This is a genomic window from Consotaella salsifontis, from assembly GCF_900167365.1.
Lineage (GTDB): Bacteria > Pseudomonadota > Alphaproteobacteria > Rhizobiales > Rhizobiaceae > Consotaella > Consotaella salsifontis.
Window position 1 is genome coordinate 1 of the sequence record NZ_FUXL01000014.1, and the last position, 25728, is coordinate 25728.

Here is a 25728-nt window from a genome sequence, read left to right on the forward strand (position 1 = left end):
CGCGAGGAGCAGCGGCAGGCGCAGGAACAGGAGGCGGCCCTCACCAGTCGCCTGTTCGTCGCCCAGCAAGGGGGCCGTGGAGCCGCAGTTGGCGACCAAGGAACGGCGTCAGCGGCGCCGGGTACCGGCGCGCCGCTTGCTCAGGATCGACAGCTCGCCTTCCTCAACGCCGCAGCCGATCACCGCACTGTCTCGGCCGAGCGCCTGGCCGCTCCCGCAAGCCCCTACGTCCTTCAGGCCGGTGCCGTCATTCCCGCCGCGCTCGTCACCGGAATCCGCTCCGATCTGCCCGGCCAGATCACCGCCCAGGTGACGGAGAACGTCTTCGACAGCCCCACCGGCCGCTTCCTGCTCATTCCCCAGGGAACGCGCCTGATCGGCACCTACGATCACGGCGTCGAGTTTGGCCAGCGGCGCATCCTCCTGGTCTGGAACCGGCTGATCCTGCCGAACGGCAAATCGATCGTGCTGGAACGCCTGCCGGGTGCCGACACCCAGGGCTATGCCGGTCTCGAAGATGGCGTCGACCACCATTGGTGGGACCTTGCCAAGGCCGCCGGTCTCTCGACCCTTCTCGGCGTCGGCACGGAACTGGCGACCGACGATGACGATCGCCTGGTCCAGGCGATCCAGAACGGCGCTCAGGACACCCTCAACGACGCCGGTCAGGAGATCATCCGCCGCAAGCTCGACGTCGCCCCGACGCTCACCATCCGTCCGGGCTTCCCCGTTCGCATCATCGTCACCCGCGACCTCGTGCTCGAGCCTTATGGCGGTTGATCCCGAAGCCGCACGGCATTGGACGTCGGTCGCGCAATCGGAAAGGCATGCCCATGGTCAAGTTGAAACTCGGTCCCCTGGCCGACGAGAAACCTGTGAAGGTCACGCTGGAGCTTCCCGCCAGCCTGCATCGCGATCTTGCCGTCTACGCCGAGATCCTCGCCCGTGAGACCGGCCATCCCGCCGCCGATCCCGTCCGCCTCATCGTCCCCATGCTCCAGCGCTTCATCGCGACCGATCGTGGATTTGCGAAGGCGCGAAGGAGTGGGCCAACGCAGTGGCGTGATGAATGACCTATGCTGACGGTGCGTTCTCTTTTGCCATCGACCGAGCCAAACTGAGCAGCTGACGGAACGCTGGGTTGTCGTTCCGCGGCGACCAGACTGCACTGAAGGACACTTGTTCGTTCGAAATCGGCCGATAGATGACTCCCGGAAATACCACGTCTGTAGTCGCCTCGCTGGTAAGCGTTAGCCCGCGTCCAAGCGCAACGATCTGCATCAAATTGTCTCGGCTGACATCTTGTGGATCAACGCTTGGATGCTCGGAACCCCTCGAAAGATGTCTAATCAAATACTCTGTAATCTTGGGCCCTGGATAATCTGAACTCACGACAAAAGGCTGACCTCGTAAGTCTGACCACGTTATTTCCGTCAGTTCTGAAAGAGGATGGCGCGACGGCAGAACAACGAAAACGCGCTCTGTCCATAGCGGAGCTATATCACATCCCTGTACAGTCGTAGCATCAGTGATGAAGGCCACGTCAAGACGAAACCGACGAACTTCCATAAGATGATTATCTTGATTACCTTCAACAAACTCCATACGAACGCTCGAGTGGGTAGCGTTGTATCTATGCAAGAGGTTGGAAAGAAACCCCGAAGCTAGCGATGAATATATTCCAACCCGCAGTAACCCGATCTGCCCCTGGCCAGCTGCGCCAGCATCCTTAACTGCATAGTTCAGTTGATCTATTGCCTTTTTTGCTCGTGCAAAAAACCGCTGCCCAGCTAGTGTCAGGTGAATCCCACTGCTGTGACGTATGAACAAGGCCGCGCCGATCTCGTCCTCGAGGTCGCGAATACGGCGACTGATAGTCGATTCTTGAACCCCAAGCTCAAAGGCGGCACGGCGGAAACTACCGTGTTCGACGGCCGCTGTCAGATACCGAAGATGGCAAAGTTCCATCTGATGCATCCGCATTGGCGCAGCATTTCGAGCAGCGCGGCGGGCGGAGCAGGCCATCAGAACGTTGCAGTGTGGGCTTGAAAGCCAACTTCACGCCGCAAACGCAACACGAGCTTCGAAAGCTGGTGCCCTCTACACAGTATCAAAAGGAATCTCTTGAGGCCCTTGCGCGAGCGCAGAAGTCGCCCACTATAAGGCGTTCTTGAAGTAGTTTCAAAGGCAGTGATTGGCAAGAGCACGACTTGTGACGCTCCGGCCGATGGGCGCTCGTGCCAAGTCACCTGCCGAAATCAAAGCTCAAAGCCAGGCCTCACTCCCATTTCCTACGCTGCAATATCCTTCTACACGCCGATGGCGGACAAGCTCTTTCCCCATCGTTTTTTCGCTCACATTGTCGTCGATAGCCTAGAATTGATGGAGGTCGACTTGAGCACCCCGAATTCCGAACTGTCAAAGTCCGTTGGCTTCAGCCGGACCATTCGCCGAGATCAGCTCCGCAAGATTGTGCCGCTTGCCGACACCACGATCTACGAGATGGAGCAGCGCGGGGAATTCCCTCGTCGCTTCTATCTCACCTCCCGTTGCGTTGTCTGGGATCTGGACGAGGTGGAACAGTGGCTCGACGACCGTCGCAGGCTGTCAGCCGCAAAGGCGGCCCGGCGAGCTCCGATGCCAGACGTCCACCTCCGTAAAACCCGGCCTGTCAAACGTTAGGCTCCGGCACCAGTAGGTCCATCGAGGGCGGATAGAGGGTCGGAACATACTTCTGCCCTGCCGTCCAGGCATCCACCAGATTGGCCCATTCCTGCAGCATGTGCCGACGCTGATGCTCGTACTCGGCCTTGTTGTAGACGCCCCGGGACGAGCGGCCATCTTCGTGCGCCAGGCACTTCTCGATCCAGTCGCTATTGAAACCGAGTTCGTTGAGCAGCGTCGATCCGGTCCGACGCAGGTCGTGAACCGTGAAGGGCTCCAGCGGCAGATCTTCATCCTTTGCACGTTTGATGATGGCCATCGTGACGCGGTTGAACGTGGCGCGCGACATCGGTGCATCGGCGTCGTAGCGCGACGGAAGAAGATACTTGGAATTCCCAGAGCAGGTCTTGAGGGCAACCATGATGTCGAGCGCTTGCTGGGCCAAGTAGACATTGTGCGGTTTCGACCGCTTCATGCGTTCCTTCGGTATCGACCACACCGCGTTCTCGAAATCGACCTCATCCCAGGTGGCATCCTGCAACTCACTCTTACGCACCATCGTCAGGAGGATCAGCTTCAGACCCAGCCGGATCGTCGGAAGCGTTGCTACATGCTCAAGCTGATTGAGCATGATGCGTATCTCCGCAGGCGACAACGCCCGGTCTTTCGGTGCAAAGGTCGCGATCGACGAGGGGCCGACCTCATCCGCAGGGTTGGCGACCTTCTCGCCATGCAGGATGGCGAAGCCATAGATCTGCTTGACGATGTCGCGGACGTGTATTGCAGTCGCAGGAGCGCCCCGATCTTTCACTTTGGCGCATAACGCTCGGAGGTCATCGGGTTCGATCTCTGTGAGCAGTCTCTTGCGGAACTTCGGCAGGATGTCGCGTTCATAGATCGTCCGGCGCATGGCGCGCGTGCTGTCGGCCATCGGCGCTTCCTGGAAGTAGCGCTCGCCGAACTCACCGAAGCTCTTCGCTTCCTTCAGACGTCGCTTTTGCTGCTGCTTCTCACGCGCGGGAGATCGGCCTTCCTGAACCGCTCGCTTCGCGTCAATCAGCTTTTCCCGCGCTCGCGCCAAGGAAAGGCCAGCGGGTCCGTACCGGCCAAGGATGACCGTCTCCCGGCGACCGTTTATCCGATAGTCGTAGCGGAAGCTTATGGCTCCCGTCGGTATGACGAGCACGTACATGCCGTCGCGGTCCGTCACCTTGTACTTTTTGTCTCGTGGCTTCAAAGCCTTAAGGGCTGTATCGGTCAGCATATTCCCTCCGATATCGGTGGAAAATCGAGGGAAAGTCGCCGAAATGTCCGTCAGGGCATTTTTGCGCCACCTTGGCGGAAAATTCTATTTATTTTCAGCGCGATAAGCTCAAAAAAAGTCCGTCAGCGGCTTTCACACTGCTGACGGTACTTTCAATTTTGATCGACAGCAACGTTTCGGAGGTCCGTCACCCGGTCCGTCATTCGTAACGCTTGCGGGGTGATAGTTCACGAAAGGTCACGGACTATTTTTTATTGTTTTTCAGTGTGTTATGTCGAACTCTGGCGTGCCGCCGGATATTCCCGGCAAGGCCTGAATCATTCCCACTCGATGGTGCCGGGAGGCTTGGAGGTGATGTCGTAGACGACGCGGTTGATGCCGCGCACCTCGTTGATGATGCGGGTTGCGGTGCGGCCGAGGAAGTCCATGTCGTAGTGGTAGAAGTCGGCCGTCATGCCATCCACCGAGGTGACGGCGCGAAGGGCGCAGACGAACTCGTAGGTGCGCCCGTCGCCCATGACGCCGACCGTCTGGACCGGCAGAAGAACCGCGAAAGCCTGCCAGATCGCGTCGTAAAGGCCCGCCTTCCTGATCTCGTCGAGATAGATCGCGTCCGCCTGGCGCAGGATATGAAGCTTGTCGCGCGTGACGCCGCCCGGACAGCGGATGGCAAGGCCGGGCCCCGGGAACGGGTGGCGGCCGACGAAGGCCTCCGGCAGGCCGAGTTCGCGCCCGAGCGCCCTCACCTCGTCCTTGAAGAGTTCGCGCAGCGGCTCGACCAGCCGCATGTTCATGCGCTCGGGCAGGCCGCCGACATTATGATGGCTCTTGATCGTCACCGACGGGCCGCCGGTGAAGGAAACGCTCTCGATCACGTCGGGATAGAGCGTGCCCTGGGCGAGGAAATCCGCCCCCCCGATCTTCTTGGCCTCGGCCTCGAACGTCTCGATAAAGAGGCGGCCGATGGTCTTGCGCTTCACCTCCGGGTCGCTCTCGCCCGTCAGCGCGTCGACGAAAAGATCCTCCGCCTGCACATGGACCAGCGGAATGTTGTAGCTGCCCCTAAACAGCTCGACCACCTGCTCGGCCTCGTTCTGACGCAACAGGCCATGGTCGACGAAGATGCAGGTCAGCTGGTCTCCGATCGCCTCGTGGATCAGCACCGCCGCGACAGCGGAATCGACGCCGCCCGACAGGCCGCAGATGACGCGGCCCGATCCGACCTTGGCCCTGATGTCGGCGATCGCCTGCTCGCGAAACGCCGCCATGGTCCAGCTGCCGGAAAGGCCCGCGATGCGATGAACGAAATTGGCGAGAAGCCGCCCGCCGTCCGGGGTGTGAACCACCTCGGGGTGGAACTGCACGGCATAAAGCCGCCGGCGCTCGTCCGCGATGGCGGCGAAGGGCGCGCCGGGCGACGTGGCGATGACGGCGAAACCCTCCGGAATCTGCGTGACGCGATCGCCGTGGCTCATCCACACCTGATGGCGCGTGCCCTCCGCCCAGATGCCGTCGAAGAGCGGCGAGGATCGCTCGATCTCGATGAAGGCCCGGCCGAACTCACGGTCGAGGCCGCCCTCGATATGGCCGCCGAGCGCCGAGCACATCACCTGCTGACCGTAGCAGATGCCGAGCACCGGCAGGCCCGCGTCCCAGAGGGTTTTCGGCACGCCAGGCGCCTTCTCGTCGAGCACCGAGGCGGGGGAGCCTGAGAGAATGACGGCCTTGGGGCGGAGACGCTTCAGCCCCTCTTCCGCGGACTGGAAAGGGACGATTTCGCAGTAGACGCCGGCTTCGCGCACCCGGCGCGCGATCAGCTGGGTGACTTGGCTGCCGAAATCGACGATGAGAACGGATTCAGGATGGGCTGTCATGACGAGCCATTAGTCGAGGCGATGAAGGAAGGCAAGCGGCGGCCCTTATGAGCCGCTTTTGCGATGCAGTCACGCCTATCGAGTTTCGGAGATTTTCTCAAGGAACACCGTTTGGGGGTCGGCGTTGATGCGCGACGGTCGGAATGGCCGCATGTTTTGAGGAGATACGCCATGTCCGTGAAGACCCTGGACGATCTTTTCCTGCACACGCTGCAGGACATCTACTACGCCGAGAAGACCATCACCAAGGCCCTGCCGAAGATGTCGAAGAAGGCATCGTCGGCCGACGTCAAGAAGGCCTTCGATAGCCATCTGGAAGAGACCAAGGGCCATGTCGAGCGCCTCGACGAGGTCTTCAAGTCTCTGGGCCAGAAGCCGAAGGCCGAAAAATGCCCCGCCATCGAGGGCATCGTTTCCGAGGCCGAAGAGCTGATGGAAGAGATCGAGGACGCAGAGACCCTCGACGCGGCGCTCGTCGCGGCCGCCCAGGCGGTCGAGCACTACGAGATGACGCGCTACGGCACGCTCGTCTCCTGGGCCGAAACCCTCGGCCACAAGGACGCCATCAAGATCCTCGGCGAGACGCTGAAGGAAGAGAAGGCGGCCGACGAGAAGCTGACCAAGATCGCCGAGGCGAAGGTCAACAAGAAGGCCGCCTGATCAGGACGGCTGACTCATGCAAGAGGGCCGGCCCGCGCCGGCCCTTTTTGCTGGGCAGTGGCATGACTGCGCGGCCCCGTCCGTCACCGGCCGTTCATCGACCTGTCAATCGCCTGTCACCAAATTTCGCTGTTGTCCCGCCGTTCACGAAAACGGGGAGACCTCATGAAAGCGATCCTTCTGGCGACGACGATCCTCGCCGCCACCACCAGCATCTGTGCCGCCAACGAGGCCCTCGAAGGCAAGGCGTTCGACGCCACTCTCGTTTCCCAGGCGGTCCTGCCGGCCGATTCCATCGTGGCCGCGCCAGCCGATGCCCCGGCCCACCTCCAGCAGGCCGGCAAGTTCACCACCGCCGACCGCGCCCGCACCGCCGAGCTCGGCGCGCAGAAGGGCAAGGACGGCGTCCGGCACACGGGTTACGGCCTGCCGATCGACGGCCAGAGCCTGCAAGGCTTCTCCGGCATCAAGGCGATGCCCGACGGCACCTTCTGGTCCCTGTCCGACAACGGCTTCGGGTCCAAGATGAATTCCAACGATTCGATGCTGATGCTCCATCACCTCGGCTTCGATTGGGATGCCGGCACGGTGAATCGCATGGAAACCGTCTTCCTGTCGGACCCGGACAAGGTCGCTCCCTTCCCGATCGTCATGGAAGGCTCCGACACGCGCTATCTCACCGGCGCCGACTTCGACGTCGAGTCGATCCAGCCCGTCGAGGACGGGTTTTGGGTGGGTGAGGAATTCGGCCCCTACATCCTGAAATTCGATCGCGACGGCAAGCTCAAGGAAGTCCACGCGACGCGCGTCGGCGAGACCGAGGTGATGTCGCCCGACAATGCCAAGCTCCAGCTTCCCGGCAACCCGACCCAGCCCATGCCGACCTTCAACATCAAGCGCTCGGGCGGCTATGAGGGCATGGCCATCTCTCCCGACGGCGGCCACCTCTACGGCCTTCTGGAAGGCCCGCTCTACAAGGACGGCAAGGCCGAGACCGCCGAGGACGGCCGCACGGCGCTCCGGATCGTCGAGTTCGACACCGCCAAGGGCGACTGGACCGGCCGCTCCTGGCTTTATCCGCTTGCCGCCGGCGGCGAGGCGATCGGCGACTTCAACATGATCGACGCCAGCCACGGCCTGATCATCGAGCGCGACAATGGCGCCGGACGCGCCGACAAGGCCTGTCAGGGCGAGGCCAAGCCGGACTGCTTCGCCACGCCCGCCAAGCTCAAGCGCATCTACAAGATCGAGCTTTCCGACGACAATGTCGGCAAGGCGGTGAGGAAGATCGGCTATATCGATCTTCTGGACATCAAGGACCCCAAGGGTGCGGCGCGCCAGGGCGGCTTCGAGGGTGGCTACGACATGCCGTTCGTGACCATCGAGAACGTCGACAAGGTGGACGACACCCACATCATCGTGGGCAACGACAACAACTTCCCCTTCTCGGCCGGCCGCGCGCTGGACAAGGCGGACGACGACGAGTTCGTGCTTCTCGAGGTGGGCGACTTCCTGAAGGCCGAGTAGACCCTTTCAAGCGAGGGGGCGGCGCCGGCCGGAAATGCCGGCGCCGCCTTTCCCGCTTCAAAGATCCGCAGCGGCGATCGCCTGCTCCAAATGGTCGATCGCGTCCGCAAGGCGCTCGTCGATATGGCCGAGCAGGCTCGTCCAGTCGTCGTAATGGCGAAGTTCCGCCGCGCCGTCCGAAATGCCGCGCAGGCCGATCAGCGGCAGGCCGAAGCGCTGGCACGCGCGCAGCACGGCGAAGGTTTCCATGTCCACCATGTCAGCATCGATGGCGTCATAGGCGGCGCCGGAAACGATATTTCCACCCGTCGAGAGGCGCGCGCGGGCGATGCCCTCGATCGGCGTCGGCAGAGGCGTATCCACCGGATGATCGACGAACGGCGTCACGCCCTTGGCAAAGCCGAGAGGCGAGGCGTCCATGTCGCGCCAGGACACCGAGGAGACCTGATAGACCTCGCCCTGTTCCAGGGTGCGCGATCCGGCCGAGCCGAGCGAAACGACGACGTCCGGCGCTTCGCCCGCATCCTTCAGGGCCTGGAGCGCCAGCCCGGTGCCGAGCGCGGCCTCGATAGGGCCGACGCCGGTCATGACGGGGCGAATGCGCGCCTTCAGCCGCTCGCGGTACTCGGCCCGCGCCGCCATGACGAAGAGAACGCGGCGCCCGGCCAGAACGTCCGTGGCGATCTCCGCCCGCCCGAGAACGCTCATGGCGCCGTCCTCCTCAGTTCATCCACCAGATCGAGGCATTGAGCACCCCGGCATAGGCGACCCAGCAGGCATAGGGCACGAAGCACCCGGCCGCGAGGCGCTCGCCACGCCAACTTTCGGCGATGAAGCTCAGGATGATGACGAGCATGGCGGCGACGACGAGGAGCGAGACCCCGGTCCAATGCAGCGCGAAGAACAGCGGCGTCCAGGCGAAATTGAGGACGAGCTGAAGCCACCACAGCGCGCGGGCGCGGGCGAGCCCGGCGAGATGGACGCGCCATCCGGCAATGGCGATCAGGACGTAAAGCGTCGTCCAGGCGACGGGGAAGACCCAGTTGGGCGGCGTGAAGGAGGGCTTGGCGATCTCCTGATACCAGCCCGAGGTATCCGTCAGCGAGCCCATGATCCAGCCGCCGCCGAGCGTCAGGAGAAGGAAGAGAGCGAGCAGGCCCCAGCGTTTCATGGTCATCTCCGTTCCAGGGCGGCGAAGAAGAAGCCGTCCGTGCCGGAGCGCAGCGGCGTCAGCATCAGGGCGCGCCCCTCTCCCGCAGCGACGGCGTGATAGGCAGGCGCGGCGTCGGGCAGGCTTTCGCGCCACAGGGCTTGCGCATCGAGAACGGCGAAGTCGGGATGGCGTTCAAGGAAGGCGGCGATGCGCTCGCGGTTTTCCTGCGGCAGCAGGGAACAGGTGATGTAGACGAGGCGCCCGACGGGCCTGACGAAGGCGCTCGCGGCATCCAGCGCCGCGTCCTGCTCACCCAGCCGCTTTTCAAGCGCGGCTTCCGATAGGCGCCACTTGGCGTCGGGCCGCCGCCGCCAGGTTCCCGTACCTGTACAGGGCGCATCGACGAGCACGAGGTTCATGCGCTCCCTCAGCTCGCCGAGATCGTCGCGCGGCGCATGGACCTGAACGTTGCGCGCGCCGGCGCGCGCCAAGCGATCATGGATGGGTGCGAGGCGTTGACGGTCGGCATCGTAGGCGTGGATCTGGCCGCTGTTTTCCATCGCGGCGGCGAGCGCCAGGGTCTTGCCGCCCGCCCCCGCGCAAAAGTCCAGCACCTGCATCCCCGCGCGTGCACCGGCAAGGCGCGCGGCGAGCTGCGAACCCTCGTCCTGAATCTCGAACCAGCCTTTCTGGAAGGCCGCCTCGACCTGAACATTGGGATGACGCGCAGCCCCCGTGGTCGGGGCGATGCGAAGGCCCTCCGGGGCCAGCGCCGTCTCGACGGTGGAAAACGGCGCCAGTGCCTTTACCACCTTGTCGCGCGTCGCCTTCAGCGCGTTGGCGCGCATGTCGAGCGGCGGGCGCTCGGCAAGGGCGGCCGCCTCCGCCACCCAGTCCTCGCCGAAAGCCTCTTTGAAGTGCGCCGCCAGCCACTCCGGCAGATCGGCGCGCACGGCATCGGGCGCCTCGGCGAGATCGCGCGCCGCACAGCGCTCGAAGGCGGCATCGTCCGGCAGTGGCGGCGCGAAGCGGTCACCGTCGAGCGCCTGGCGCAGATCATTGGGCGACATGTCCTGACCGGTGAGCATGGCGGCGAAGACGAGCGCGTCCGGCGTCTCCGCCTCCATGCGCCAAGCGAGTGAGCGCTTTCTGCGCAGAACGTCGTAGACCACATTGCCGATGGCGGCCCGGTCCCCCGATCCGGCGAAGCGGTGAGACAGGCCCCAGTCCTTCAGCGCATCGGCCACCGGGCGATGCCGAGCCTCGATATCGGCGATGATCTCCATCGCCGCCGCCATACGACCACCCAGTCTCATGAAGCCTCCTTCTTGGTCAGGGGCCATCTACCGCCCATCCCGCGTCGCGGCAAGAAAAAGGGCCGGCGCGCGGGCGCCGACCCTCGTGATCTCAATCAGGCGAAAGGCGTTGCCTTATTCGGCCGCCGCGCTGTGGCTGGTCGAAAGGCTGGCCTCCGCATCGTCTCGGCCCTGCTCCTCGATGGCCTTGCGCACGCCCGCGCCATAGGCCGGGTCCACCTGATCGAACAGCGCCAGCTGGCGATCGACGATGAACTGCGGGACGCCCTGCATCGCCCCGGCGATGGTGTGGAACAGGCGCTGCTTCTGCCCGTCGTCGAACAGGTTGAACAAGGCGCGCGGCTGGCTGAAGTGATCCGCCTCGCCGCGATGGTCGTAGCGGCCGACCTGCCCCGCATAGCGATGCGGCGGCTCCTCGACGCTCGGGTCCTCGACCGGGCCGTTAAAGCTGTTGGGCTCGTAATAGGCATCCGGATTGGTCTGCAGACCGAAAGGCATCGTGCCGCCCATGTGGTAGTGGGCGACGGGGCTCTTCGGCTTGTTGACCGGCAGCGACTCGTAATGGGTGCCGATACGGTAGCGGTGCGCGTCCGGATAGGAGAACAGGCGACCCTGCAGCATCTTGTCGGGCGAAAAGCCGATGCCGGGGACGATGTTGGACGGGTTGAAGGCCGACTGCTCGATTTCGCAGAAGTAGTTTTCCGGGTTGCGGTTCAGCTCCATCTCGCCGACCTTGATCAGCGGATACATGCCGTGCGGCCAAACCTTGGTGAGGTCGAAGGCGCTCCAGCCCGTCTTCTTCTCGAAGTCCTCAGCTTCCATCTCCGGCATGACCTGGATGTAGAAGGTCCACTTGGGGAAGCGCCCTTCCTCGATCATGCCGTAGAGGGCCTCCTGATAGCTCTCGCGCGACTTGGCGATGACCTTTTCGGCTTCCTCGTTGGTGAAGTGCGCGTGGCCCTGTTCCGTCTTGAAGTGGAACTTCACCCAGAAGCGTTCGCCCTTGTCGTTCCACAGGCTGTAGGTGTGGCTACCATAGCCGTTCATGCGCGAGGGATCGGTCGGGATGCCGCGATCCGACATCAGGATCGTCACCTGATGGAGCGACTCCGGGCACAGCGACCAGAAGTCCCACATCGCCGTCGCCGAGCGGAGGTTGGTGCGCGGATGGCGCTTCTGCGTGTGGATGAAATCGGGGAACTTGTAGGGATCGGCGACGAAGAAGACGGGCGTGTTGTTGCCGACGATGTCCCAGTTGCCTTCCTCGGTGTAGAACTTCAGCGCGAAGCCGCGAACGTCGCGCTCGGCATCGGCCGCGCCCTGCTCGCCCGCCACCGTCGAGAAGCGCGCCAGCATCTCGGTCTTGGCGCCGGGCTGCAGCACCTTGGCGCGCGAATAGCGGCTCACGTCCTCCGTCACGGTCAGGGTGCCATAGGCGCCCCATCCCTTGGCGTGGACCACGCGCTCCGGCACACGCTCGCGGTTCTGGTGCGCCAGCTTCTCGATGAGCTGGTAGTCTTCCAGAAGCACGGGGCCGCGCGGGCCGACCGTCTTCGAATTCTGGTTGCTGGACAGCGGCGCGCCGGCCGTCGTCGTCAGTCTCGTGCGATCAGCCATGATGGCCTCCCTCGATCTCTTCTCTTCGCTTGCCTTCCATCACATCAACGCGATAATTTCCAATCGTATTTGCTTCGCATGCTGATTGGAAAAAATTATGGCATCGCCCACCATTCGCCAGATGCGCTATTTCGACGCCCTGGCGGAGGTGCTTCATTTCGGCAAGGCGGCGCGCCGGCTCAACATCAGCCAACCGGCCCTTTCCGCCCAGATTCAGCAGATGGAGGCGTTCTTCGGCAGCCCGCTTCTGGAGCGGCGCGCCAGTGGCGTCATGTTGACGGCGGAGGGGCGAGCCGTGGCGCAGCGTGTGCGCCACATCCTGGCCGATATCAGCGACCTCGAGGCGCTCGCCGCGCGATCGGACGAGGTTTTGGGCGGCCGGCTCAAGATCGGCTTCATCGCCTCGGTGGCGCCCTATCTGCTGCCGGCGCTTCTGCCCGAGCTGCGCACGCGCCACGCCCGGCTGAAGATCGAGATTCGCGAGAGCATCACGGCGACGCTGGTGGATGCGCTGGATGGCGGCGAGCTGGACTGCATCGTCCTGGCTCTGCCGTTCCGCAGACCCGGGATCGAGGTCATCGACCTCTTCGACGATCCCTTCCACCTTGCGGTTCCCGAGCGCGAGGCCGACGCCTTCCCGTCGCCGGTGAGGCTCGACCTCATCGACAAGGAGCGGCTGATCCTTCTGGAGGAAGGGCACTGCCTGCGCGATCAGGCGCTGCAGATCTGCGGCATCATCGAGCCGGGACGTCTCGCCGCCCTCGGCGCCACAAGTCTGGCCACGATCCTGCGCATGGTGGCCGAAGGACTCGGTGTGACGTTGGTTCCAGAGATCGCCGTCGCCGCCGAAAGGCTGAGCGGGGGCATCGCCATCCGCCCGATCGCCGCGCCCGTTCCGTCGCGCCGCCTGGCTCTCGCCTTCCGCTCGACCTCCGGCCGGCGGCAGGACTATGAGGCGCTGGCTGAAACGATCCGGCGCGTGGCGGAAGTCGATCGAGAAAAACAGGAACAGCCTGCCTTCCGGTGAACGATCGGCCCGCCCTCTCCATCCAAAGATCGACGCACTGGCGTCTCAAAACAACTCGATAGCCGGAGCCCCCGAGGCGGTATCGGCTTCGTCGCCGACACTATGGCGATGGGCATCGCGCTGCGCCGTGCTGACATAGCTGTGGTAAAGCGCTTCGACCACCGCTTGGAGTTGCTCGCCGTCGGCCTGCGAGGGCGCCACGAGCAGCGAAGCACCCATCTCGGTCACCTCGCGCACCCCCCTTTCGATGCGCTCAGTCTGCTGGCGCACGACATCCTGGAACTGGACACAGGCAGCTATCTCCTGGATGGGACCGGCGATGTCGCGGCCCAGCGAACGCACCCCGTCAATCATTTCGGCCTGCTGGCGCCGCATGAGGTCGAGATCGCGCAGCATGGCCTCGCTGACCCGGCTCATGCCCTCGCGCATCTCCGTCTCGTGGTCGTCGCGCTTGTCGACGCAGCCCATCAAGGTGCCTTTGACGAGATCGTCGATGCCGCGCACGCTGTTTCCAAGGCTCGAGGCTATGCCGTCGGTCTGGTCGGACAAGGCGCGGATCTCGTCGGCGACGACGCCGAAGCCGCGCCCCGCCGTACCGGCCCGCGACGCCTCGATCTTGGCGTTGAGCGAAAGGATGCGCGTCTTTCGGGTGATGTCCTCGATGCTATGGAGGCCCTTGACCAGTTGGTTCACGAGGTCGCCAACCTGGTGGATCATCGCCTTCATCCGGGCCGCCTGCTGCCGGTTGATCTCGGCCGTGCGGTTGAACAACTCCACATGCTCGCCCGCCTCCTGCCGCATGCGGCCGATCAGGGTTTCGACCGGCTTGGCCGAGGCGGAGACGTTGTCGGAAAACGATCCGACCAAGCCTTCCAGGGGGCCGAGCAGGCTGAGGATGTCCATCGCAACCTGCTCGGTCTGGTCGCGCACGAGCTGCAACTGCCCGGCGGCGATGTCGCCGAACGAGCGCAGCGCTTCCGCCTCCAGCCGAATGCCATCGTGGGATGGAACAGGATCGGGCGCGGCGACGGGCATAGTGACCGTGTCCTCTTCCCCTTCCCCCGCTTCTGGTTGAAGGGCCTGGAGGCGCGCGGCCGTTGCCGCGTCGGCTGCGGCGACAGCCACCGTGGAGGACTGCGCCGGCCGTGCATCCGGTCCACGGCGCCGCCGCAGCCAGTCGAGCGGCGACCAGCGCGACTGCCGACGCCCTGCCGTCATCAGACCAACCTCACTCACCGCAGTCACCTCACGCAGGCACGAGCTGCTTGACGACGCCGATCAGGGCGTCAGCCGCCACAGGCTTCACCAGCCATCCGGCCGCGCCGGCCGCCTTCGCCTCCGCACGCCTCGCCTGCTGGGATTCCGTCGTCAGCATCAGCATCGGCGTAAAGGCCATGCCGGAAACCTTCTTGGCCTGGCGGATGAAGTCGATGCCGTTCATTCCGCCCATGTTGAGGTCGGTAATGACCAGCCGCGGCTTGGTGCCGGCCTTCAGCTTCGACAGCGCCTCCTCGGCCGATAGCGACTTGACCACGTCGTGGCCGGCCCGCCTCAGAACCGATTCCATGCTTGCCAGAAGGGTCGGCGAATCGTCGACCAACATAACCATCATCGTTGCGACTCCTTGGCTTGCGCGTTCGCGGGCCGGATCAGCGGGACGATCCAGCGTGACAGGAAGGGATCGGTCGGCGCGGCGACGAGGCGCGCGTCGGATTCGTGGAGGATCTGCACGATGGCCGTATGCAGGTACGTGCAGTCCGACAGATCGACCAGGGGATCGGCGGCGTTCTGCAGCCATTCCAGGAGCTGGGGCGCCTCTTCGATGGGGCAGACGCCGGAGCAGCGCACGGTGTGGTCGTCATAGACGATGGTCATGTCCGCCTCCTTCACAGCAGCTCTTTGAGGTTGAGAACGAGCAGCACCTGGCCATTGCCGAGGACGGCCGTCCCGGCATAGCCGGGAAGTCCGGCGAGCAGGCCCGTCATGGGCTTGAGGACCACCTCGATACCGACGTTGAAATCATCGACAACTAGGCCGATCGGCGCGCCGTAGAGCCGGCAAACGAGGACTGCCTCGCTGTCGCGTTCGGCCTCGTGACGCGGTAGCGCCAATCGCTCGCGCATCCGCACCAGCGGTACCAGCGCCTCGCGCAACGTGAACATCTCGGCCTGCTTGAACCGGCGCAACGAGCCCTTCGGCACGCGCACCGTCTCGATCACCGTGTCCATGGGAATGCCGATCAGCATGTCGGCCACCTCGACCATCATGACACGGGTGACCGCCATCGAGAGCGGTAGGCGCAGGAGGATTCGGGTTCCCCTTCCCACCTCCGAATCGAGCGCGATGTCGCCCCCCATGTGCTCGACGGTGGTGCGCACGACATCCATGCCGACACCCCGGCCGGAAAGGTCGCTGGCCTCGTCGCGCGTCGAGAAGCCCGCCATGAACACGAGTTGGACCGATTCCCGGTCGTTGAGCCCCGCCGCACGGGCCTCGTCGATCAGTCCCTTTTCGACGGCCTTGCGCCGGATATGCGCCGGATCGATGCCGCGACCATCGTCGCTCACCTCGATGCAGACGCGATCGCCCTCCTGGAAAGCCTTGAGCTTGATCTGCGCCGTTCGCCGCTTGCCAGCGGCGCCGCGCTCGTCCGGCAGCTCGATGCCGTGGTCGAGGGAGTTGCGCATGATGTGAAGCAGCGGATCCGACAGCGCCTCGATGACGTTCTTGTCGGCCTCGGTGTCCTCGCCCTCGATAACGAGCTCGATGTCCTTGCCGAGTTTGCGTGACAGATCGCGCACGAGCCGCGGATAACGCTGGAACAGCGTGCCGACCGGCATCATGCGGATGTGCATGATGGCGCCCTGCATCGCCTGGCTGATGCGATCGAGCGCACCGTACTGGTGCTTGATCTCGCGAGCCAGTTCGCGGCAACCGAACTCGTTTTCGGCGCGCCGGGCGAGATAAGGCAGAGCGTTCTTGGCCACCACCAGTTCGCCAACCAGGTCCATGATCGCATCGACGCGGCTCTGCTCGACCTTCAGCACCTTCTCGCCATCGCGGCGCGGGGTATCGACGGTTGCCGCGGCTGCGGAGACCGAGGCTTCGGCCGCTATGGCGGGCGCCGGTGACAGGATCTGGGACAGCGCGGTGAGAAGGGGTTCTGCCGCGTTGGCGGCGAGCGTTGCCTCGAACGCCTGCTCGAGCTCGTCGCGGACATCGCGCTGAAATTCGACGTAGACCACCCGGCCGAGCGTTTCGACAACGGCGGCGAGGCGGTTTCGCCACTCCTGGGAACCGGGCTCGGTGGCGATGATCGCCTGCTGTACCTGGAGCACTAGCGCCCCCAAGCTTTCCTCGGAAAGCTGGCGCACCGGCGAGTCGCCAGGGCGAGGCTCCGCCTCAGGCGACGCGCCCAGCCGCTCGATGATCGCGACGACGCCATCAATCGGGGGATTCGGCGCTTCGAGAAGCGTGCGGATCAGGCGGGCGGACGAGCCGATCGAGTCCTCGCGGTCGCTCGCCTGTTCGGCAGCGTTGGCGAGGGCCATCCAATCATGATCGGCCGCGTCTTCCCGCCATTGCGCGACGATCGCCTCGGAATCGGCGGGCAACGGCGTGACGGAAAAGGAAAGAAGCTCAGCGAGCCGCACCTCCCGGACGTCAACTTGTTCCGAAACATAACGGAAGAGCTCGCCGGCCGCATCCCGCGACGCATCGGCCAGCACGCGCAAGCGGACGCGGCAACTGAAGGGGTCCCCCTCGCAGAGCGTCTGCCAATCCTGGCGCCACTCCATCGCAACGCTCAATACGCCAGGCATCTGCTTGACAGTGAACAGCGGATCTTCGCCGTTATAGAAGCACTGGGGATCGGGGTCGTAGGCGATCGCCAGCAACCTGGCATCGTTGCCGAGTTCGGCGAGAAGTCGGACGGCGGCGAGTTGGTCGGCCTCGGGCAGCGTCGCTAACCAGTTTGCGCCCGGCCCTGTCTCCGCCGCTTCATCGACAGCGGCGGCAGCGGGCGCCGGCGCACTCGCCTTCAGGCGCTGGCGGTAGACGGCAACGCATCGTTCGCCGACAGAGGCGGCGTCGTTCGGCAGTTCGCCTTTTTCGTGTAGCCACTCGACCCAATGCGCCAGAACGTCGATGCCCGCCAAAAGCTGGTCGACCAGTTCTGGATCGAGGGCGAGTTGGTCCTCGCGCACGAGATTGAGAATATCCTCGGCAGCGTGCAGCAGCTTGGTGAAGGACGGGATCTCGAAGATCCCCGCGGTGCCTTTCAGCGTATGCACCGAACGGAACAACCGATTGATCGCCTCGCCGTCGGCGGGGTTCTTCTCCAGGGTGAGCAACGCCTCCGACGATTTATCGAGAAGGTCGCGCGCTTCGGGCACGAATTGCTTGAGCAGATGGTCCATCACTGCACCGTCGCGGTCAACAGCCGGACGCAGGCCAGGAACGGCTCCGGTCGGATCGGCTTGAACAGATAATAGTTCGCTCCGGCTGCGTAGGCCTTGTCGACGTCCTCGGGCTTGGATTTCGTGCTCATCATGACAGCGGGGATCGCGCTGAGAACGGGCTGCCGGCGCACTTCCCTGAGCATCTCGTAGCCGTCCATCTTCTGCATGTTGACGTCGACTACAATGAGATCAATCGTGCCCTGCAGAAGCTGCTCCAGACCTTCGAGGCCGTTGATCGCTTCGATCACCTCGAAGCCGGCCTTCTCTAGGATCTGGCGGCAGAAAAGCCGGATCGTGATGGCATCGTCGACCACGAGGACGCGAGTGCCCGGCCAGGTGAATCGGCGCGCGCCCGCTTCGGCGGCGGATGGGGTGGGCAATGCGTTTGTCATGCGCCCCTCGATGGTGCTGGCTTCTGGTAGACGAGCGCCTCGGCGAACTGACGCGGCCTGAAGAGATTGGTGATGCGGCTCATGCTTTCGGAATGGCCAAGGCAGATGAAGCCGCCGGGCGACATCGCCTCGAACATGTTCTCGGCGGCCAGGCGCCTCGATACGTCGTCGAAATAGATCAGGAGGTTACGGCAGAAAATTAGGTCGATCTGGCGATAGCGCGCGGTCTCCAGCGGATCGCTGAGATTGACCGAGCCGAACGCGATGGAGGAGCGCAGCTCGTTGATGACCTGCCAACGTCGCTCGGAAACGAGCTTGAAGTAGCGCGCGCGCAACTGCGGCGGCAGGCGCGAGAGAGAACGCTCGTCATAGGTGCCATCTCGCGCGCGCTTCAGGACATTGCTGTCGATATCGCTGGCAAAGATCTCGATGTCGTAGGAATCCGCCCGCGCCCAGTACTCCAGGATGTGAATGGCGATCGTGTATGGTTCCTCGCCGGTCGAGCAGGGAATGGACCAGATGCGGATCGGCTCGCCGGGACGCTTGCGCCGGGCGATCTCGTCGAGCATCGAGCGCGTCATACACTCGAACTGGTAGTTTTCTCGCCAGAAATAGGTCTCGTTGACCGTCATCTCGTTGATGAGGGCCTCGAGTTCCCCGGCCGCCCCATTCAGCTTGAGGGTCGTGAAGTATTCGAAGAACGAGCGGCATCCCGTGCGCCGGATGCGTTCCACGATGCGCCGCTCCATGTAGTAGCGTTTGCGCTCGTCGAGGCGGATGCCGGTCTTGCGGTAGAAGAACTCCGAGAATTTTGCCAGTTCCTCATCGCTGAGCGGATGCGGCGGCCCCTCCGCCCCCTGTCCTTCCGATGCAAGCGCGCTCATTGTTCGGCCGCTCTTGCGATCGCAACGTCGATGGCGAAGCTGAGGAACGGCTCTTCGGGGAACCGCCTGGCGCAGGCGCGCAGCGCCGGCACGCAATCGGGCCGCCCGATCTCGGTCAGCGCATCCACCGCGGCGGCGCAAACGTTGACGTGAGAGTCGTTCTCCAGGACGTGGCTCAGCCACTTCGGCACGTCGGGATGGGCGAGGCCGACCAGGAGGTTGCAGGCGAAGATGCGCACGTCCGGGTCGTGGTCGGCGAGCAGAAGCTCGATATTCGGCGCCACTGCGTCGGGCATGGCCTCCAGGGCTTCCACCACGGCGTTGCGCAGCGATGCGTCCTCGCTGCGCAGGTGCTCAGCCAAGCCGCGCACCGCATCCTGCGTTCCGAGCTGCATGAGCGAGAGCACCAGCATCTCGCGGACGCTCGCCTCGTGTTCGAAGGCGAGCCTGTCAAGCAGGGCGGCTTCACAGCCCGTCGTCGAACCGAGCCGACGGGCGGCGCTGCGCCTTTCGGCGGGGTCGGCCGCCTGCAACGCGGCGCTCAGCCCGACCATATCATCGCTCGCGCCCGAACCGGTCTTGGTCTTGCGAATCTTGGCTTTGACTAGGCCCATCGACGCTCTCCCCGGGAAGCGGATTTCGAGACGGTGCCGGCGGCCCAGCGGCCGATTTCGCGACCGATGCGATGGCTCGGCAGGACGGCGGTGGCACCGTCGAGCAGGATCAGCTCCCGCGGCATGCCGAAGACAACCGCCGTCTCCTCAGCCTCGGCGATCGTGCGCCCGCCCAGCCGCTTCAACTCCGTCATCTCGGCTGCGCCGTCATCGCCCATGCCGGTCAGCTGGACCCCGATCAAGTGCTCGGGCGTGACGATGTCGAGCGCGCTCTGGACGAGGCGCGAAACCGACGGGTGCCAGAGGCGCGACGCATCCGCCGGAACCGTGGTGACTTCGACGCGCGTGCCGCGCTGCATCAGGATCACGTCGGCGGCGCCGCGCCCAAGATAGATGTGGCCGGGCTTCAGCTCCTGCTTGCCGTTCACCTCGGCGACCGTCCAGGGCGTGATCCGGTTCAACCGCTCCGCCAACGCCTGCGTGAAGCCAGCCGGCATGTGCTGGGCGATCACGATCGCGGCAGGCAGGGATTGCGGCAACGAGAAGAGCAAGTCCTCCAGCGTCGCCGGACCGCCGGTCGAAACCCCGACGAGCACGATGTATTCGAGTGATGTCGCGGTGGCCTTGGGTGGGGCGGAAGACGCTTCGACCGTGCGTTGCCGACTTGCGGTGCGCCGGCGCAGCCGCGCCTGGGCCGCGGCGCGCACCTTGGCGACCATTTTGTCCTGCAGGAGGTGCAGCGATCGCGAGACCGTCCCGTCCGGCTTGTGCAGAAAATCGACGGCGCCGAGGGCGGTCGCCTCCAGCGTCGCGGCCGCGCCCTTTTCTGTCAGTGACGAACACATGACGACGGGGGTCGGACGTTCCGTCATGATCCGCGCCAGGCAGGTCAAGCCGTCCATCTCGGGCATGTTGATGTCGAGCGTGATCGCGTCCGGCTGCTCGCGCCGGAGCGCCTCCAGCGCCTGCACGCCGTTGTGGGCCGTGACCACCTCGAAGCCGCCTTCCGTCAGCATCGTGGCAATCACCTTGCGCATCAGCGCCGAGTCATCGACGATCAGAACCTTCGTCACGATGTCGTCTCCTTGCCCGCACCGTCACGCGGCTGCCTGTTCGCCGTCGACGGCGGTCTGCAGCAGGCGGCTCTCGCGCGTGTCGAGCAGTTGGTCGACGTCCAGGAGTTGGATCATCCGCCTCTGCTCGGCGAGGTTGGCAACGCGCCGGATCAGCTTGGATTGGGCTTCCGACATCTCCGGAGCATCGTTGATCAGCGAGCGCGGGATGCGGCGCACCTCCACGACACTGTCGACGATGAAGGCGGAACGCACGCCCTTCATGGTGAAGACCACGACGCGCTGGCGCTCGTTGCGCTCCATCGGGGCAAGTCCGAAGCGACGGCGCTGGTCGACCAGCGGCACGATGGTGCCGCGCAAATTGATGATGCCCTCGATGAAGCTCGGCGCCTTCGGCACGCGGATCAGTCTTTCGGGCAGGCGGACGATTTCCTGCACGGCATCGATCGCGACACCGAACTCTTCGTCGGCGAGCTTGAAGATGACGACCTGCTCCTCGTCGGCAGTGGCTCTTGCGAGGTTGCGCTCCATGGCCTCGTCCGCTTGTTCCGGGGTTTTGGTGTGATTGGCGACCACCTCGCGCACGTCGCGCTTGTCGACGACGGCGGTGGCATCGAGGATCGAGACCAGCCGCTTGCCGCCGTCGAGCCGGCAGACCGAGACAATCTCATTGAGCGTTTCGCCCCGCACCAGCATCGGCGGCATTGCGTCGATGACCGACGAACCGATCCGCAGCACCTCGCGGACCGCATCGGTGACGAGGCCCACGGTCGTGGTGTGTCCTGTGTCAGCGGGGGAGACGACGATGACGCGGTCCTCCTCGCTGACCGGCTTCTCCGACAGTCCGAGCAGCCGCCTGAGGCTCAGGATCGGCAGAAGTCGGTCGCGCAGCGTCACCATTCCGACGACGGCGGCGGGCGCATTGGGAACGGCTGCGATTGTCGCGGGAACATGCACGATTTCCTGCACGTCCTCGATCGGCAACGCGTATTCCTGACGGTCGACGACGAAGCTCACGAACTGCCGAACGTCCTCGCTCGCTGTCTCACGCGCCGCGGCCGCCGTCTCCATCAGTGCCTGGTCCGGCGCGCGGTTAGCCTGCGTCGTGGTCGGCGCCGCGCATTCGCGTGCCACCACCTCTTCGATGTCGAGGATCATGGTCATCTGCGCCTCTCCGGCGCCGGCGGGCCTCTGGCGGATCACGCCCTTGATCAGCTCGCTATCGACCTGGCTGCGGATGCGCTCGGTGCCCTCGATCAGGGTGGGATCGACTGTCTCCACGGCCGACATGCGGTCGACGACGATGCCGACCGGGCGCCCGATGTCGAGGACGACGACGCGGGTCGCGTCGTCGCTGCCGACGTCCTCGATGCCGAAGGCGCGCCGCAAGTTGAGAACCGGCAGCACCGCGCCCCTGAGATTGGTAATTCCCTGCAGACTGCGTGGCGCCAGCGGCAGGTTCATCAGCGCCGGCATCCGGATGATTTCCTTCACTTGGCGCAGCGGCACCGCGAAGGTCTCTGCCTTGATGAAGAAGGTGACGAACTCGCACCCGCCTTCGCACATTTTTGCACTGACAGACCCGAGAGTCGTGTCCTGAGCTGTGATCTCGCTCATGGCAGTTCCTTTGAGGGCAGGAGGCGGATCGCGGCCGCCGAGCGGCGGCCGGCGCGGCGTCTCGTCAGGCGGCCGACTGGAGCTCGTCGGCCATGGCCGCGATCTCCTCGACGGCGCGCGCGAGTTCCTCGGCGCCCTGGCTCTGCTGGTTGGCGGCGGAGGCGGCTTCCTGAGTGGCCGAGGCAGCCTGCCGGGCGGCGACCAGCACCTGCTCGACGCCCTTCTGAATCGACTCGATCAGCCCTTCCATTTCGTCGCTGCCCGACAGCACCTGACGGTTGCCGTTGACGACCACTGTGATGTCGCTCTTGACCTGGGCGAGATTGGTGGTGATGCGCTTGTTCTTCTCGACCTCCTGCATTGTCTGCGTCGAGATGTCCTGGAGATCGTGCGTCACCGTGCCGATCTGGTCCTGGATGGCGCGCACCAGATCCTTGATCCGCTCAGCGTTCTCCGAGGAGTCCTGCGCGAGATTGCGGATGTCAGTGCTGACCACCATAAACCCCTTGCCGAACTCGCCGGCGCGCGCGGCCTCGACCGAGCCGTTGACCGCCAGCATGTTGGTCTGCACCGAGACCATGGTGATGGAGTCGACGATCTTGTCGATCTTGCGCGACACCTCGGAGAGCGCGCCCATCTGCTCACGGATCCTGGCATTGGCGGCCAGCGAAGCCGACACGCCGCCGATGAGGCTGTCGACGCCCTTGTTGGCTTCGCCGATCAGCGTTTCCACCGCCGTGCCACGATCGAGCGCCGCACCGGCCTTGTCCTTGGTGACGGCAATGCCTTTGCGGATCTGCTCGATCGCCGCGCTCGACTGTTCGGCGGCGGCGCTCTGCGTATCGGCCCCTTGGGAAATCTGGTTGACGGCAACGAGGATCTGCTGAGAGGCGCGGTTGATCTCCTCGACGGTAACCGACAGCTCTTCGGCGGTCGAAGCGACTTCTTCGGCGCTCTTGGAGATATCGGCGGAAGTGCGCAGTTCGTCAGCCACCTCGCCGAGATTCTCCGTCGCCTTCTCCGCCTCGGCGAGGGCATTGGCCTGCTCCTTGAGGGCGTTGAGGCTCTCCTCGCAGGCGGCCGACTGCTGCTCCGCGCCGGCCGCGATCTGCTCGGCACCCTTTTGCGTCTCCTGCGCGGCGGTATCGGATTCTAGCGCATAGCGCGCGATCTCGCGGCCGCCGTCGACGATGACCACCATGTCGGTGCGGACGCGCTCGATCTGCTCGCTGACGTTCTTGCCGTTCTCCACTTCGGTCTTGACCGCATCGTTGGCGGAACGGATCGCCTCGGCTATGCCCTTCACCTCGACCTGGATCTGGCCGATCAGTGCCGAAATCTCGCGGGCGCTCTTCTCCGAAACCTCGGCAAGCGTGCGCACCTCGTCGGCAACGACGGCGAAGCCTCGGCCATGTTCGCCGGCGCGTGCGGCCTCGATCGCCGCGTTGAGCGCAAGCAGGTTTGTCTGGTCGGCTATGTGCGCGACGGTCTTCACGATCTCGCCGATGACGCCCGCCTGGCGCTCCAGCTCCTCGACCACGCGCACCGATGTCCCCTGGCGCTCGGACGACTGGCTGATCGCCGCAATCGAATTCTCGATCTGGCCGCGGACCTCGGTGAGCTGCGTCTGCAACGCCACCGTCTTTTCGATCGACTCGTCGGCGACCGCCTTCGAGCGGTTGATCAGGTTGCCGAGCCCATTCATCGCCTTCAGCGATTGCTGAGCGTTCGACGACGCCTCCTCGGCCGCTTGGGCGATCTGGTCCATCGCCTGCTTCAGCTGTTCGGACGCCGAGGCGGCCTGGGTCATGCCCGAGGCGAGTTCGGCCGTTGCCGAGGAGATGCGCTCGGCCGCCTGCTGTTGGCGCGCGAATGTCCGCGCGCGACGCTTCTGGTTTTCCGCGGCGGCATTGGCGGAGCGCGCCTTGGGCTCGCTGGTGGATGCAGGAAGACGATGGGCAACGTCCTTGACCATATCGGCCACGGGGCCGCCGACCCCGGCGCTGCTCGTGCGCGAGGAAAGCTTGCCTTGATCTTTTCCAGCGAGATTGTGCGTTTTCACAAGCGCCATGGGAGTCCCCGGGGAAGTTGGTTCGGTAAAGAAGGAAGGACGCGCGTCGATCTTTCTCTTGGTCCGGCTATTCCACGTAACTGTTAAGTATTCTTTTATGGCATAATAACATACAAGAGTATATTTGCTGTCCATATATTTCTGCAAGGTTATTCTTATATCAAGATATAATTAGTATTTACCGTTGGGAACGCCGATTTTATGGAATGCTGAAAAAGATCACCCATTGCGGAAGCAGACGACTGGCGAGGCGCGCCGCGACATACATATGGCTCTGCGCGGCTGGAAGGGCTTCGCGGGAGGGCGAAAAACGCCTGCGGCCACGCGCCCACCATCATCTGCGGCAGAAAGGGCAGGCAGGAGCTGGATCCCGGCCACCCCGGAGCGGGGGAAGCACGGCGAAAGCCGGGTATCGATCTGAACTCCATCGGCCCGCTGGCGCCCAAGGTCGACGTCGCACGGCTGGACACAATCGGCCAGATGGGGAACTTGGATCCCCAACCAGATGAAATCTAATCTTCTGATCCTTGGCGTTTCTGCCCCGGAGCCGATGGGCATCAGCTCTGCGCCCCGCAGCGCAAAGTTGCCGTTGCGCAGTCGGCCGGACGAGACGGAAGGCGGATTGGCCGCTTTGGAGCGTTGATCACGTCGTAGCGGACATTTGGTCGATCCCGACCATCCGCAGCGCAGTGCAAGCCTGATGCGACGAGGCGCCAAGCCTGCCAATTCTGGATGGCTCAGCGTTTCATGCGCGCGGCGACGCCATCCAGAATGATCCGGAGGCCGCGCTCGAACTCCTCCGCCTGGGAGGGGTGCTCGACCTCCTCCACGATCCTGGCGATGTTTGGAAAGCGGCCTGTGGCCAGCACGCGCTGAAGATAGGGATAGGTGGCGAGCTGCCACTCCTCCTGGGTCATGCCGCTCGCCTGGATGGCATGGCGTTCGCTGGCCTCGTCCAGGAGGGCGCCGACAACATAGGCGGTGACGGTCTTCAGCGTCTGAAGCGTGACGGCGATATCCTCGAACCCCTTCTGGCTACCGAGCGCGGCGAGTGCCGCCTCGCTATAAGTCATGGCATTCGGGCCCCGGAGCGGGCGTCCGCTCAGAAGCTCGGTCAGCCAGGCGTGTCGATGGGCGGCCCCGCGCATGCGATGCGCCATCGTCCGCAGGGTATCCTGCCAAGTACCCTCGAACGGTCCTTCCGCAATCATCTCGCCGTAGACGGCATCGACCATCAGGTCGAGCAGCTCTTCCTTGGTGGCGATGTAGCCATAGAGCCGCATCGGGCCGGAACCGAGCTGAGCGGCAACCTTGCGCAGGGACACGGACGCGAGCCCTTCCGAGTCCGCCAGTTCGATCGCCGCCTGGACGATACGCTCCCGGCTGAGCGGAGCCGGCGCCGGCCGCCTCTCGGGCTCTGGCCTCTCCCAAACAAGGAGTGGATTCGGGGCGTCTAATTCTTCTTCTCGGTCGGTCATAGCGTTTCGTTGTTGCGCATCGCGACAGCGTTGACAA

At 64.3% G+C, this 25728-nt stretch carries 24 protein-coding genes and 1 pseudogene; 6 read left to right on the forward strand and 19 right to left on the reverse strand.

Annotated features, from left to right (window positions below; genetic code table 11):
• The coding region (locus tag B5D38_RS16950; protein ID WP_131829949.1) for a TraB/TrbI/VirB10 family type IV secretion system protein at positions 1-780 on the forward strand (780 nt) is incomplete at its 5' end.
• Positions 781-833: 53 nt separating this feature from the next.
• A complete protein-coding gene (locus B5D38_RS16955) occupies positions 834-1073 on the forward strand; it encodes a DUF2274 domain-containing protein (protein ID WP_078709636.1) in 240 nt (79 codons plus the stop codon).
• A gap of 1 nt (position 1074) precedes the next feature.
• Here B5D38_RS16955 and B5D38_RS16960 read toward each other — a convergent pair whose 3' ends face one another.
• Positions 1075-1968 (reverse strand): LysR family transcriptional regulator, encoded by an 894-nt coding sequence (locus tag B5D38_RS16960; RefSeq protein WP_207552981.1) that lies wholly within the window; start codon positions 1966-1968, stop codon positions 1075-1077.
• A 414-nt stretch (positions 1969-2382) separates the two neighbouring features.
• Between B5D38_RS16960 and B5D38_RS16965 the strand changes: the two genes are divergently transcribed.
• Positions 2383-2682: a helix-turn-helix transcriptional regulator gene (locus B5D38_RS16965; RefSeq protein WP_116002810.1), complete on the forward strand. Its 300-nt coding sequence runs from the start codon at positions 2383-2385 to the stop codon at positions 2680-2682.
• Here B5D38_RS16965 and B5D38_RS16970 read toward each other — a convergent pair.
• Positions 2672-3928 carry a tyrosine-type recombinase/integrase gene (locus tag B5D38_RS16970; protein WP_078709638.1) on the reverse strand — a complete coding sequence of 419 codons (1257 nt, stop codon included), beginning with the start codon at positions 3926-3928 and terminating at the stop codon, positions 2672-2674. The two genes, B5D38_RS16965 and B5D38_RS16970, sit on opposite strands and share 11 nt — an antisense overlap.
• Positions 3929-4245: 317 nt before the next feature.
• On the reverse strand, positions 4246-5802 hold the full coding sequence (guaA, locus tag B5D38_RS16975) for a glutamine-hydrolyzing GMP synthase (RefSeq protein ID WP_078709639.1): 1557 nt from the start codon (positions 5800-5802) through the stop codon (positions 4246-4248).
• Between the two features lie 171 nt (positions 5803-5973).
• Here guaA and B5D38_RS16980 point away from each other — a divergent pair, with 171 nt between their 5' ends.
• Together B5D38_RS16980 and B5D38_RS16985 are read left to right on the forward strand one after the other, a co-directional pair.
• Positions 5974-6462 (forward strand): YciE/YciF ferroxidase family protein, encoded by a 489-nt coding sequence (locus B5D38_RS16980; protein ID WP_078709640.1) that lies wholly within the window; start codon positions 5974-5976, stop codon positions 6460-6462.
• A 165-nt stretch (positions 6463-6627) separates the two neighbouring features.
• Positions 6628-7989: an esterase-like activity of phytase family protein gene (locus tag B5D38_RS16985; RefSeq protein ID WP_078709641.1), complete on the forward strand. Its 1362-nt coding sequence runs from the start codon at positions 6628-6630 to the stop codon at positions 7987-7989.
• A gap of 57 nt (positions 7990-8046) precedes the next feature.
• Here the strand turns inward: B5D38_RS16985 and B5D38_RS16990 are convergent, their stop codons facing one another.
• The 4 genes from B5D38_RS16990 to B5D38_RS17005 form a co-directional block, all read right to left on the reverse strand.
• Positions 8047-8697: a 5'-methylthioadenosine/S-adenosylhomocysteine nucleosidase gene (locus B5D38_RS16990; protein ID WP_078709642.1), complete on the reverse strand. Its 651-nt coding sequence runs from the start codon at positions 8695-8697 to the stop codon at positions 8047-8049.
• A 13-nt stretch (positions 8698-8710) separates the two neighbouring features.
• Complete coding sequence (locus tag B5D38_RS16995; protein ID WP_078709643.1) at positions 8711-9160, reverse strand: TspO/MBR family protein; 450 nt, start codon at positions 9158-9160, stop codon at positions 8711-8713.
• 2 nt (positions 9161-9162) lie between these two features.
• Positions 9163-10458, reverse strand: coding sequence for an RsmB/NOP family class I SAM-dependent RNA methyltransferase (locus B5D38_RS17000; protein ID WP_078709644.1), 1296 nt, complete (start codon positions 10456-10458; stop codon positions 9163-9165).
• 114 nt (positions 10459-10572) lie between these two features.
• Complete coding sequence (locus tag B5D38_RS17005) at positions 10573-12075, reverse strand: catalase (RefSeq protein ID WP_078709645.1); 1503 nt, start codon at positions 12073-12075, stop codon at positions 10573-10575.
• A gap of 97 nt (positions 12076-12172) precedes the next feature.
• Between B5D38_RS17005 and B5D38_RS17010 the strand changes: the two genes are divergently transcribed.
• On the forward strand, positions 12173-13102 hold the full coding sequence (locus B5D38_RS17010) for a hydrogen peroxide-inducible genes activator (RefSeq protein WP_078709646.1): 930 nt from the start codon (positions 12173-12175) through the stop codon (positions 13100-13102).
• Between the two features lie 45 nt (positions 13103-13147).
• On the opposite strand, the gene B5D38_RS17015 is transcribed toward B5D38_RS17010, so the two are convergent.
• The 12 genes and pseudogenes from B5D38_RS17015 to B5D38_RS17065 all read right to left on the reverse strand — a co-directional run bounded on the left by B5D38_RS17015 (position 13148) and on the right by B5D38_RS17065 (position 25538).
• Complete coding sequence (locus B5D38_RS17015; protein WP_131829950.1) at positions 13148-14338, reverse strand: methyl-accepting chemotaxis protein; 1191 nt, start codon at positions 14336-14338, stop codon at positions 13148-13150.
• Between the two features lie 10 nt (positions 14339-14348).
• The gene (locus B5D38_RS17020; protein WP_207552982.1) at positions 14349-14714 is read right to left on the reverse strand and encodes a response regulator; all 366 of its coding nucleotides are present in this window, start codon (positions 14712-14714) and stop codon (positions 14349-14351) included.
• A complete protein-coding gene (locus B5D38_RS17025) occupies positions 14711-14977 on the reverse strand; it encodes a hypothetical protein (RefSeq protein WP_078709722.1) in 267 nt (88 codons plus the stop codon). The genes B5D38_RS17020 and B5D38_RS17025 overlap by 4 nt, the downstream gene beginning before the upstream one ends.
• Before the next feature lie 11 nt (positions 14978-14988).
• The gene (locus tag B5D38_RS17030; protein WP_078709648.1) at positions 14989-17520 is read right to left on the reverse strand and encodes a chemotaxis protein CheA; all 2532 of its coding nucleotides are present in this window, start codon (positions 17518-17520) and stop codon (positions 14989-14991) included.
• A complete protein-coding gene (locus tag B5D38_RS17035; RefSeq protein WP_078709649.1) occupies positions 17520-17954 on the reverse strand; it encodes a response regulator in 435 nt (144 codons plus the stop codon). Before B5D38_RS17035 ends, B5D38_RS17030 begins: the two co-directional genes overlap by 1 nt.
• On the reverse strand, positions 17951-18838 hold the full coding sequence (locus B5D38_RS17040; protein ID WP_078709650.1) for a CheR family methyltransferase: 888 nt from the start codon (positions 18836-18838) through the stop codon (positions 17951-17953). Before B5D38_RS17040 ends, B5D38_RS17035 begins: the two co-directional genes overlap by 4 nt.
• The gene (locus tag B5D38_RS17045) at positions 18835-19452 is read right to left on the reverse strand and encodes a HEAT repeat domain-containing protein (protein ID WP_207552983.1); all 618 of its coding nucleotides are present in this window, start codon (positions 19450-19452) and stop codon (positions 18835-18837) included. The genes B5D38_RS17040 and B5D38_RS17045 overlap by 4 nt, the downstream gene beginning before the upstream one ends.
• On the reverse strand, positions 19443-20525 hold the full coding sequence (gene cheB / locus B5D38_RS17050) for a chemotaxis-specific protein-glutamate methyltransferase CheB (protein WP_078709651.1): 1083 nt from the start codon (positions 20523-20525) through the stop codon (positions 19443-19445). The genes B5D38_RS17045 and cheB overlap by 10 nt, the downstream gene beginning before the upstream one ends.
• A gap of 24 nt (positions 20526-20549) precedes the next feature.
• Positions 20550-22142, reverse strand: coding sequence for a chemotaxis protein CheW (locus B5D38_RS17055; RefSeq protein WP_078709652.1), 1593 nt, complete (start codon positions 22140-22142; stop codon positions 20550-20552).
• 64 nt (positions 22143-22206) lie between these two features.
• Complete coding sequence (locus B5D38_RS22865; RefSeq protein WP_425349337.1) at positions 22207-22779, reverse strand: methyl-accepting chemotaxis protein; 573 nt, start codon at positions 22777-22779, stop codon at positions 22207-22209.
• Positions 22780-23286: 507 nt separating this feature from the next.
• Positions 23287-24348, reverse strand: a pseudogene (locus tag B5D38_RS22870) (methyl-accepting chemotaxis protein); the annotation flags it as partial.
• A 602-nt stretch (positions 24349-24950) separates the two neighbouring features.
• Entirely contained in the window at positions 24951-25538 is a 588-nt protein-coding gene (locus B5D38_RS17065) for a TetR/AcrR family transcriptional regulator C-terminal domain-containing protein (RefSeq protein ID WP_245319320.1), read from the reverse strand.
• Positions 25539-25728 lie beyond the last annotated feature (190 nt).